Annotated in this window: 7 protein-coding genes; 3 read left to right on the forward strand and 4 right to left on the reverse strand. The window is 48.1% G+C overall.

Annotated elements, in window-relative coordinates:
- Window positions 1–215 precede the first annotated feature (215 nt).
- The gene (locus Tanf_RS04980) at window positions 216–1,502 is read left to right on the forward strand and encodes a M64 family metallopeptidase (protein ID WP_041591249.1); all 1,287 of its coding nucleotides are present in this window, start codon (window positions 216–218) and stop codon (window positions 1,500–1,502) included.
- A gap of 5 nt (window positions 1,503–1,507) precedes the next feature.
- Here Tanf_RS04980 and Tanf_RS04985 read toward each other — a convergent pair whose 3' ends face one another.
- The 4 genes from Tanf_RS04985 to Tanf_RS05000 all read right to left on the reverse strand — a co-directional run bounded on the left by Tanf_RS04985 (window position 1,508) and on the right by Tanf_RS05000 (window position 8,097).
- Window positions 1,508–3,397, reverse strand: a complete 1,890-nt coding sequence (locus tag Tanf_RS04985; RefSeq protein WP_046825078.1) for an ABC-F family ATP-binding cassette domain-containing protein — start codon at window positions 3,395–3,397, stop codon at window positions 1,508–1,510.
- Between the two features lie 34 nt (window positions 3,398–3,431).
- A complete protein-coding gene (locus tag Tanf_RS04990; RefSeq protein ID WP_046825079.1) occupies window positions 3,432–4,919 on the reverse strand; it encodes an IMP dehydrogenase in 1,488 nt (495 codons plus the stop codon).
- A 219-nt stretch (window positions 4,920–5,138) separates the two neighbouring features.
- Window positions 5,139–7,529 (reverse strand): ferrous iron transport protein B, encoded by a 2,391-nt coding sequence (feoB, locus tag Tanf_RS04995; RefSeq protein ID WP_046825080.1) that lies wholly within the window; start codon window positions 7,527–7,529, stop codon window positions 5,139–5,141.
- Window positions 7,530–7,701: 172 nt separating this feature from the next.
- The gene (locus Tanf_RS05000; protein ID WP_046825124.1) at window positions 7,702–8,097 is read right to left on the reverse strand and encodes a hypothetical protein; all 396 of its coding nucleotides are present in this window, start codon (window positions 8,095–8,097) and stop codon (window positions 7,702–7,704) included.
- Between the two features lie 373 nt (window positions 8,098–8,470).
- Between Tanf_RS05000 and Tanf_RS05010 the strand changes: the two genes are divergently transcribed.
- Together Tanf_RS05010 and Tanf_RS05015 are read left to right on the forward strand one after the other, a co-directional pair.
- Complete coding sequence (locus tag Tanf_RS05010) at window positions 8,471–9,568, forward strand: sensor histidine kinase (RefSeq protein WP_014225367.1); 1,098 nt, start codon at window positions 8,471–8,473, stop codon at window positions 9,566–9,568.
- 18 nt (window positions 9,569–9,586) lie between these two features.
- A complete protein-coding gene (locus tag Tanf_RS05015; RefSeq protein ID WP_014225368.1) occupies window positions 9,587–10,336 on the forward strand; it encodes a LytR/AlgR family response regulator transcription factor in 750 nt (249 codons plus the stop codon).
- The last annotated feature ends 903 nt before the right edge of the window (window positions 10,337–11,239 follow it).

The following is an 11,239-nucleotide window of genomic DNA, read 5'->3' on the forward strand; positions in this document are numbered from 1 at the left end:
TTAGCAGACTTTTAACTTTATAAAAAAAGCAAGCATTTGGGAAACAGTGAGTTGTCCAAATGCTTGCATGCGTTAGAAAATTTACTTATCTTCTTCTTGATTCGTAAGAGTTGTTTGAGGTTGCAGAAAAAGTTTTTTGTTTTCCGATAAAAGTTATTCTCACAACAAAGAATGTCTCTTTTCGAACGTATGACATGAACATGAATAACATAAAGATGAAAACATGGGTATGTAACGTTGCCGCCATGATCGGGCTGGCTCTTTGCAGTCTGACTGCTTTTTCACAAGATGGGTTTGAAAAATATTTCGAGGCCAAGCGCCTGCGTGTGGACTTTGCTCTTAGCGGTGATGCACAGGAACAGCGTGCGGCATTGCAGCAACTTCGTGAGGAGCCTGTGTGGGGTGGTCCGAGGAAGAATTTGGTTGATCCGTTCGGTTATGGCGGATATTATGTCAAGGTCTATGACCGGGCGACAAAGCAATTGATATACAGTCGAGGGTTCAATACGCTGTTTGAGGAGTGGCGTACGACGGAGCAGGCAAAGAATCAACAGCAATCGTGGACGAACAGTTTCTCCATGCCGTATCCCAAACAGCCCGTTGAGATAGAATTGTCGGCACGCGATAAAGCTGATAACCGCTTTTATCCGCTACTGAAAATCGAAGTCGATCCGCAGAGTATTTTTATCGATCGGGGAGCATTGAAGAATCATCCGGTCAGGCGTCTGCAAGACGAGGGTGATATGGCGGAAAAAGTCGATTTTGTGTTTCTTCCCGAGGGATATACGGAAGCTGAAATGGGTAAGTTCGAAGCTGATGCACGGCGTTTTATGGAGTTGCTGTTTACTATCCCTCCTTACGATGCCCGCCGCTCGGATTTCAATGTGTGGGCGGTTGATGTACCCTCCGAAGAGTCGGGTACGGATCTGTCCGGTAAAGGTATCTATCGGAATACGGCTTTTGGTTCGGGCTTTTATACATTCGGTCTGGATCGTTACCTGACTACTTCCGATATGAAATCGATCCGTGATGCGTTATGGAACGTACCTTGCGATGCGATTTTTATCCTTGTCAACTCATCCGATTATGGCGGTGGGGGCATCTATAACTACTATGCGATGGGGACGGCCGATCATGAGCGCACGGCGAAAGTGTTTGTTCATGAGCTGGGGCACAGTTTTGCCGGTCTGGCCGACGAATATTTCGAATCGGAGGTGGCATATGGTAATTTTTACAATGTGAAACTTGAGCCGTGGGAGCCCAATATCACTACGCTGGTAAATTTTGACTCCAAATGGAAGGATTTGTTATCTGAAAAGACCCCTGTCCCCACGCCTGTTGCTGAAAATGAAGCAAGACCGGGAGTATATGAAGGCGGAGGCTATGTCGCTAAAGGTGTTTACCGTCCAATGGTACATTGCATGATGCGTGATTATCATCCTTTCTGTCCGGTCTGTCGGCGGGCGATTCTAAAAATGATCGACTATCTCTCGGACAAATAGGCGCGTTATCCTTCGATTTCGCTTAGTTCGAGCCAGCGCATCGATTTTTCGTCAAGCTCGTTGTTGAGTAGAGGGAGACGTTTCGATTTCTCGGTCAGCTCCTCGACGGAGAGCGTGCCGCTACATAACGCATTTTCCAGCGTTTGTTTTTCGGCCTCCAGGGCTTCGATCTCTTTTTCCAGTGTTTCCAGCTCCATCCGTTCCTTGTATGAGAGCCGACGCTTGTCATTCGTCCGCTGACGTTGTGCCGAAGTTTCTGTTCCCGCTCCCTGCTTCGGGGATGCTTCGGCCTCCTCGCGTTCGCGGCGCAGTTTTTCTTCCTTCCATTCGCGATATTGGGTGTAGTTGCCGGGGAAGTCTTGAATCTCGGCATTGCCGTGGAAGATAAGCACGTGATCGACGACCTTATCCATGAAGTAGCGGTCGTGCGAGACGACGATCACGCAGCCTTTGAAGCTACGCAAATATTCTTCGAGGACGTTCAGCGTGGCGATGTCGAAGTCGTTCGTCGGCTCGTCGAGCACCAGAAAGTTCGGGTTACGCATCAGGATGGTGCAGAGATACAATCTTCGTTTCTCGCCTCCGCTGAGTTTATACACATAGTTATGCTGTTTCTCCGGAGGGAAAAGAAAATGTCCGAGGAACTGCGATGCCGTCAGTGTTTTTCCGTCGCCAAGAGTCAGGTGTTCAGCGATGTTGTGTACGATGTCGATGACTTTGGCGTTCTCGTCGAATGACAGTCCGTCCTGGCTGTAATAGCCGAAACGCACTGTTTCACCGATATCGAAATGTCCGCTGTCGGGAGCGACTTCACCAATCAGCATCTTGATGAAGGTCGATTTGCCGGTTCCGTTCTGTCCGATGATGCCCAACTTTTCGTATCGTGCGAACGTGTAATTGAAATTCTCCAGAATACGCACATCGTCGAACCGTTTGCAGACGTTTACCGCATCGAAGATTTTTGATCCGATATAGGCCGATTTGACATTCAGCTTGACATTTCCGGCTTCCCGTTTCTGCTTGATTTTCTCTTCCAGCTCGTGAAACGCATCGATTCGGTATTTCGCTTTTCCGGCGCGTGCCTGTGGCTGACGCCGCATCCATTCCAATTCTTTTTTGTACAAATTATTGGCTCGTGCAAGTTCCGCGTGGCCGGCCGCCGTATGCTCTGTTTTCTTCTCTACGTAATACGCATAATTACCTTTGTACGAAAAGAGAGATTTTTGGTCAATCTCGATGATCCGGCTGCATATACGGTCTAAGAAATAACGATCGTGAGTGACCATCAGCAGGCTGAGGGATGACCGGTTGAGGTGGTTTTCGAGCCATTCCACCATTTCGAGGTCGAGGTGGTTGGTTGGCTCATCGAGCAGGAGCAGATCGGGTTCGGTAATCAGAACGTTGGCCAGTGCGACACGTTTCAACTGTCCGCCCGAGAGGGTACCGATCGGCTGGTCAAAATGTCTTATTTTCAGTTCGGTGAGAATCTGTTTCGCTTTCCGTTCATAGTCCCACGCCTTCTTCTGCTCCATGCGGGTGATAAGCGTTTCCATTCGTTCCGCATCGGCATTGGAGGCAAGGGCTGCCTCATACTCGGCAATGAGCTGCACGGTGCGGTTGGGCGAATGGAAGCAGGCTTCCAGCACCGTCAGTTCGTCGGGGTACCGTGGCGACTGTTCCAGCCAGGTCACTTGTCCGTCGTTTCGGAACACGATGCTGCCGTTGTCATGCCCTTCTTTTCCGGCAATGATTTGCAGCAGCGTCGTTTTTCCCGACCCGTTGGGAGCGATCAGTCCGACCTTTTCGCCTTGTGCGATGCCAAACGAAATGTCTTTGAAGAGCACCAGATCGCCGAAGCTCTTCGTTAGATGATCGACCTGCAGAAACGGTGTCATTGTGTGCGTAACGATGGGCGAAAAGTGACCGTTCTCAGCTTTGTTCTTTGAGGATCACGTCGTGTGCGCCGCCTTCGACGATGCTGGTCGATGAGACTAACGTAATCCGGGCATCGCGCTGAAGTTCCTTGAGTGTGATAGAGCCGCAGCTGCACATCGTAGCCTTGATTTTTCCGAGCGTGATCTCGAGATTGTCTTTCATCTTGCCGGCATAGGGCACGTAACTGTCAACGCCTTCCTCAAATTTCAACGTCTCGGCTCCGCCCGTGTCGTAGCGTTGCCAGTTTTTGGCACGGTTCGACCCTTCGCCCCAATATTCTTTGACGTAGTTGTTACCGATACGCAGGGTCTGCGTGGGCGATTCGTCGAAGCGAGCGAAGTAACGTCCCATCATCAGGAAGTCGGCACCCATGGCTAAAGCGAGGGTCATGTGGTAGTCATGTACCAGTCCGCCATCGCTGCAAATCGGAATGTAGATATCTTTTTCCTTGAAGTAACTATCGCGTGCCTGAGCCACGTCGATCAGCGCTGTGGCCTGTCCGCGTCCGATACCCTTCTGCTCACGGGTGATACAGATCGAACCGCCTCCGATACCGACCTTGATAAAGTCGGCACCCGCATCGACGAGATAGCGGAAGCCTTTCTCATCGACGATATTTCCCGCGCCTACCGGAATGTCATAGTGGCTCTTGATCCATTGCAACGTCTCTTGTTGCCATTCGGAATAGCCGTCGGATGAGTCGATGCAGAGAGCGTCGACTCCTGCTTCGACGAGTGCCGGCACTCGCTCTTTATAGTCGCGCGTATTGATACCGGCGCCAACGAGGAGTTTCTTCGTTTCGTCCGAAAGTTCGTCGGGGTTATTGCGATGGCTGTCATAATCTTTCCGAAAGACAAAGTAGGCCAGTTTCTGGTCTTTATCGATAATGGGCAGTGAGTTGAGACGATGCTCCCATAAGATTTGATTGGCTTCGCTCAGCGTGATTCCCAATTGTCCGACAATCAGTTTGGGGAATGGGGTCATAAATTCTTTGACCTTCATGTCCGGGCTGTCTTTTTCGGTACGGTAGTCGCGGCTGGTGACGATACCGAGCAGTGTGCCGTTCGACGTACCGTCGTCCGTAATGCCGATTGTCGAGTGTCCTGTACTTTTCACGAGCTTGACGACGTCGGCCAGCGTATGTTCCGGAGTCAGGTTCGAGTCACTGACAACGAAGCCTGCCTTGAATTTCTTTACTTTGCGAACCATTTCCGCCTGACTTTCCACCGGTTGCGATCCGAAGATAAATGAAAGTCCTCCGTTGCGAGCCAACTCGATAGCCAATTCGGGTCCGGAAACGGCTTGCATGATAGCCGAAACAAACGGGATATTTAACTCGATAAGCGATTTTTCTCCGGCAGGGTGCTTCACTAACGGTGTCTTGAGTGAGACATTCGCGGGAGTGCATTGTTTGGTTGTCAGACCGGGAATCAACAGGTATTCTCCGAACGTTCTGGATACATCTTCTAAATAAACAGCCATAATCTATAACTTTTGAGACGAAAAAAATTGCACAAAAATAGCGTTTTTACTCAAATATGCAAAAAGGAGTGTTTGTTGCCATTGGGTTACTGATTTTAAAAGCGCTTTTTTAGATGAATAGGACTCCCTTTTCTGTAAGGTGCAGAGTTCTTTGTGCTTTTTTATACCTTCCTCCAAACGTTTCAAGTTTTCTTGCGAAACTTCAATAAAGAAAATGCTTCAAAAAAATATACCTGCCAAGTGATAGACGGTAAAAGCAGCGATCCATGCGATCCCCGTGTTGTAGATTATGGAGAAAGCCGCCCATTTCCGGCTTCCCGTTTCTTTGGCAATTGCTGCAATCGAGGCGATGCAGGGGAAATAGAGCAGGACGAAAACGAGGAACGCGAGTGCCGAACGTGGTGTGAAATCGCCGGAGGTGCGCAGCGTATTGGAAAGCGTCGTTTCATCTTCATTACGATACAGTACGCCGAGGGTGCTGACGATCACCTCCTTTGCCGGAGAGCCGGAGATCAGGGCAATGGCAGCTTTCCAGTTTAGTCCGAACGGATGCACGACCGGTTCGCAGAACTTCCCTAATTGTCCGAGATATGAGTTTTCATAGTGTTGTGAAGCGGCTACTTCGGTCTCTGCTACGTCGGCCGACACATCGGCCGACGGACGCGGATAATAGCTCAGAAACCAAATGATCACCGATGCCACAAGTACAACGCCGCCAATCTTTCGCAGGTATTGTTCGCCTTTATCCCACATGTGTCTGAGCGTAGCGCGCAAGGTGGGCATGCGATAGGGGGGAAGCTCCATCACAAAAGGTGTTTCGTCGGCTTTGAATACGCCCCAACGAAGCAACCGTGCCGTGACCACCGCGACTCCGATACCAAAGAAATAAAGCAAGACGAGTACGGTGCCTGCACTATTCGGGAAGAACGTTCCTGCCAGCAGAAGATAAACGGGCAGGCGGGCACTGCACGACATGAACGGGTTAATCAGAATCGTGATTAACCGGCTGCTGTGGCTTTCGATCGTACGTGTAGCCATAATGGCGGGCACATTACATCCGAATCCCATCAGCAAAGGGATAAATGACTTGCCGTGTAATCCCATCCGGTGCATGATGCGATCCATGATGAATGCCGCGCGAGCCATATAGCCCGAATCTTCCATTAATGAAATGAAAAGATACAGGACCAGAATGTTCGGTAGGAAAACGGCCACGCTACCTACTCCGCCAATGATGCCGTTCACGAGCAAATCTTTCAATGCTCCGTCTGCCATGGATGAGGCAATCCACTCGCCGAGACGAGCGAATCCCGTTTCGATCCACTCCTGTGGGAAAGCGCCGAGCCAGAACGTAGTCATGAAGGTGAGCCACATCAGGAAAATGAAGATGGGGAAACCCAACCATCGGTTGGCTACCAGACGGTCGATAAAGCCCGTCTTTCGCTGTATATCCTGATTGCCGGGTATATAAACTTCCTGCAAGGCACCGGCAATAAAGCCGTATTTGAAATCAATGACAGTCGTCTCAATGTCATCGTTCAGCTGACGTTTGAGTCGTGCCTTTGCCTGGTGTGCCGCATCTTTCCATGTGGCATAATTCCCACAGTGACTGAGCATACGTTCGGCTTCACTGTCGTCTTCCAGCATCCTCAGTGCCCAATAACGGGGAGGAAACTGATAGGGAAGTTCGTCGGCCGCTTGCATCTTTTGGGAGAGTTTGTCGACCTCAAGCTCGATTGCCGTACCGTAATTGATCTGTATATGACGCTGGATCGTACTGCGATTCTCGAAGATGTCGATGACCTTATTCAGCAACTCATGGAGTCCTTTCCCATTTTTGGCTACCGTTGGAGTCATCGGGATGCCGATCATCGCACCAAGATGATGGTAATCGAGTGTGGCACCGCTGGTCGCAAGCTCGTCGTACATATTGAGCGCAACGACGGTGGGCTGGCTCAAGTCAATCAACTCGGTCGTCAGGTATAGGTTGCGTTCAAGGTTCGATGCCGATACGACATTGATAATGACATCGGGTTGATGATCGAAAATATGCTGTCGGACGTAGCGCTCTTCCGGGGAGTAGGGAGAGAGTGAATAAGTACCGGGTAAGTCGGTGATGCTAAATTTATAACCGTTGTATGTAAAGTGTCCGTTCTTGGCTGCTACCGTAACGCCGCCGTAATTGCCCACGTGTTCGCGTCCGCCCGAAAGGATATTAAAGAGCGATGTCTTACCACTGTTCGGATTGCCCACCAAGGCAATACGAATGACGTTCTTACGTTGGGTTACAGACGGGGAGCCGTTGTGTACGATGACAATATCATTGCCTGCTACGGCATTCGGACGGGTATTGTTTGTTTCTTCCATAGCAGCTTTCTCCGCCTCTTCTTCCGTAAGGATTTCAATCATTGCTGCTTCGCTACGGCGAAGCGATACTTCGTATCCCATCACGGAATACTTCACAGGGTCGTTCAGCGGCGAGTTGAGTACGGACATCACGTGTTGGCCGCGAACAAAACCCATTTCGATGATACGTCGCCGAAAAGCGCCATGCCCCGTAACGCGTACGATCACTCCCGATTCACCGTTATGCAAGTCCGATAATTTCATTTTCTCCTTTATTTTTGCACAGCAAAAATAAGTTGCTTTTATAAGTTTGTCAATCCCCATTATTGGGGGTATGCGAAGGAGAGGTGTACAGAAAGGGAGATAGAATTTCTTGGATACCAAAAAGTCCGAGCTTGTGAAAGCCCGGACTTCTCACAATCTTTAATTTCGTCGGTCAATTGGTTTGATTGACCCAATACATCTCCTGCAAGCTGTCCGCACGAAGCCTCTTGCTGCGGTTATTGTACGTCAGATTCAATAATCCGAGGTAGCTTCTGTACTGATCTTCGGTCAGTGTCTCCTTCATCAGTTTCAGGTTACCATAGATGGCTTGTTCCATCTTTTTTTCCCTCGCATCTTTATTGGAATAGGACAAGCTTTTCTGTTGCATCTCCATAAAATAATCGTTTATTTCGACTACTTCTCTTACTTGCTGTGCATCCAACTGTAAATAGCGACTCAACTGTGTCATATCAATAACTACAGGAAGCTGATCCGAATGCCTGTTTCCCGCAAAACTCATGGTTACACTTACTAACAAGGCTGTAACAACCAAACTCAAACGTTTCATAACTCTATTCATTTTACTGTTTATATTCTTTTTTATTATTCTTCAAAGACTATCGGGATGAGGCCCGGTTGTCGTTTGTCTGCGATGCAAAGATGGGGTGAAAAGGATGCGTTTGTTTCCAATTTCCCAGCATCGCGAAAAAAAAGGAAGTGATTACGAAAAAAGAGCGGTCTTGGGGTTGCTTCGTGAGGCTTAGATTGAATTGTAACGGTTTGAACCATAAAAGATAGAGAAATAAGCATAACTGGCGGATTTTTCAGGCAAAGGCGAAAAAAACATCGGTAAAGACGAAAAAGAGGCTGTTCATCGTCCCTTCCATTTTAGAAAAACGGGCGAAATATTTTCATATCTTTGCAAACAAAGAAATATCGTCATGTTTACAATAAAAAAAATTACATCGGTACAAGCGTTGCTCCTGTTCGGACTGTTAATGGGTGTCTTTATCATTTATCCGAATATTGCTCAGATACCGTGGGATATTCCGAGACTTGTACAAAGTGCCGGAACAGATGGGGCGGCGATGCAGATTTTTGTAAATGGTGTGAAAATCAATTGTGTGTGTTTTGAAAGTTTGACTGGTTTCTGGCTTTTTTTCATTTTCCGCTATCTGTTTTTTAGCGTTACTATCTGGGCACTGCTGATCATCAACATCAAAAAAATCAAACAGCCTGCTTTTACCCGACGTATCTTCCTGACGGCTGCTGTCACGGCACTGGTTTATGGCCTCTATATTCTGATTTCGTTATCAATCAATAAGCATGTTGATTGCTTCACCATTCACTTGTTGTTTCAGTTTGTCGTGGCCTGTGTACTGTGTGTGCTTATCGGTTACGCGGGGGCTTTGTATTCGGTACAGCGTGAGAAGGAGCTGGAGATTGAGCGGTTGAAGAGGGAAATGCTGCAAAGTCGTTGCGACGCGCTGGCTAACCAGATCAATCCGCATTTCTTCTTTAATTCGCTCAACGGTTTGACGTATCTTATCCGAAGCGACGACAAAGAGCGGACATTGGAATTTGTGAACAAGCTCTCGAACGTATTCCGCTTCATTTTGCAGAGCGACAAGAAAGGGCTCGTAACGCTGAACGAAGAACTGAATTTTCTCGATTCGTTCCGCTATCTGCTCGAAGTCCGTTTTGCCGATAAATTGACGTTTGACATCCGGGTGGAGGCGTCTGCCACGGCCATGAAACTGCCGGTGCTGTCGCTTCTCCCCCTCGTTGATAATGCCGTAGTGCATAACGCGATCGACAGCGAGCATAAGATACACATGGTTATCGCCACCCGTAGCGACAGCGATTCGGGCGAAACGGTACTGACCGTTTCCAACCCCACCTATCCGAAACTGGAAAAGCCGGTCACAAACGGCACCGGACTGACAAACCTGAGCGCACGTTTCCGGTTGATGGTACACAAAGATATCCGTATTGAGCAGACAGACAATATATTTACCGTTATTTTACCCTTGACCTAAAAAAGCATTGTATAAGCCATGAATGTGTTAATTGTTGAAGATGAAACAGCAGCCAGTGAAAATCTGAGGAGGATACTGAGCGAGATGGATGATAGCCTTGATGTGAAAGGAGTGACGGAAAGTGTCAGCCAGACGGTTCAATGGTTGCAAACGCACGATGCACCCGATCTGATATTCATGGATATCCATCTGTCGGACGGGTCGGCGTTCCATATTTTTCAGATGATTACCGTCGAGACACCCATTATTTTTACGACGGCGTACGACGAGTATGCGCTCGATGCCTTTCGGGTTAACAGTATCGATTATATCCTGAAACCTGTCGATACGGAAGCCTTGAGGCGCGCGATAGAGAAATTTCGTAAACTGACGAAGCGCGGCATGCAAGAGTACGTCACTCAGCAGGCGCAACTGACCCCGACGGGGAAATACATTCAGAAAATCCTGATCCCTGTGAAGGATAAGCTCGTTCCGGTTACACTCTCGGACGTCTCATTTTTTTATACGACCGAGAGCAATACGACAGTGCATCTGAGAGACGGCAAGGTTTATCCCTATGCCAAAACGCTCGACAGCGTGATGCAGCACCTCAATCCCGACATGTTTTTCCGTGCCAACAAGCAATTCATTATTGCGCGTGAGAGCGTGACGAACATCACCGTTTGGTTTGACAGTCGCTTGCTGGTCTCTTTGGATGCGCAGATGCCGGAACGCCTTTACGTGAGCAAAAACCGCGCGTCGGACTTTAAAAAGTGGATGGTCGGGTAGTTTCCTCCACTCTTCATTAATTGCCTCAGGATGTTTTGCCGTGAAATCTTTCCGGATTCTTTCGTGATAAAATCATCTTTTTTGTTTTTTTATCGGAAATCCATCATTCGTATTTAAACAATTGATTATCAGCTGATTGACAAGTTGTAAAATGCCATAAGTAATGATTTAGCGACCTATCTTCTGCAATGATATACAACGCTTTGCATAACTCGAATAACCTATTGCAAAGGTAATACTATCTACGGAGAAAGACGAAACTTTCTCCGTTTTTCTTTTCTGACGGCTCTCTATTCAGACAGCTGATTCTATTTTTCATCTTATTGTTCATTGTTGTGGCAGTCTTATTTGTGAAGACTGCCTTTCATTTTTTTCGCTCTGTCCTCTGCGGTGTTCCTCTCCACGTTCCATTCTATGTATTCGCATCGGGATCGGTTGTTCGTTGTCAGCGGCAAAGGTAGTTCCGGCGTCTGACGGGCAAAAAGGTCAAGCGGCAAGCCGTTTAGACGACAATCTCCACACTTCCATTTCATTGCAGGTAGTATTCTCGCCGTAAAACCTTGTTTGTCCTAAGCCCTACCTTTTTTACGCCCCTGAAACGAAAACGACCGACCCGACGGAAAAACGCATAAAAAAAATGTCGGATATGCGAGAAGCTGGGAAAAAGAAAAAGTTGAAACTCAAACTCCCTCACCTCTGGAATCCGCATAAACCCAAATTACGCGATCCCCTGTTTGGTGTTTACCATTAATAATGGATGTGCAAATGTACGACAATGGTTACGTCAGGCTTACAGCCCTCCGCCGAGATGCGATGTCTTTTTCCCCAACGCTTCGCATTGGGCTGAATGATCTCGCCCCCTATTTATTAATGGTTAATTGTCATGCCGGGTACATGATTCGG

Origin of the sequence: Tannerella forsythia (assembly GCF_001006485.1) — a bacterium.
GTDB lineage: Bacteria > Bacteroidota > Bacteroidia > Bacteroidales > Tannerellaceae > Tannerella > Tannerella forsythia.

What these genes read in the sequence shown, in the direction of transcription:
- Tanf_RS05010 (WP_014225367.1), top strand. Translation starts at nt 8,471, where the DNA reads ATGTTTACAATAAAAAAAATTACATCGGTACAAGCGTTGCTCCTGTTC.
- feoB (WP_046825080.1), bottom strand. Translation starts at nt 7,529, where the DNA reads ATGAAATTATCGGACTTGCATAACGGTGAATCGGGAGTGATCGTACGC.
- Tanf_RS04985 (WP_046825078.1), bottom strand. Translation starts at nt 3,397, where the DNA reads ATGACACCGTTTCTGCAGGTCGATCATCTAACGAAGAGCTTCGGCGAT.
- Tanf_RS05000 (WP_046825124.1), bottom strand. Translation starts at nt 8,097, where the DNA reads ATGAAACGTTTGAGTTTGGTTGTTACAGCCTTGTTAGTAAGTGTAACC.
- Tanf_RS04990 (WP_046825079.1), bottom strand. Translation starts at nt 4,919, where the DNA reads ATGGCTGTTTATTTAGAAGATGTATCCAGAACGTTCGGAGAATACCTG.
- Tanf_RS04980 (WP_041591249.1), top strand. Translation starts at nt 216, where the DNA reads ATGAAAACATGGGTATGTAACGTTGCCGCCATGATCGGGCTGGCTCTT.
- Tanf_RS05015 (WP_014225368.1), top strand. Translation starts at nt 9,587, where the DNA reads ATGAATGTGTTAATTGTTGAAGATGAAACAGCAGCCAGTGAAAATCTG.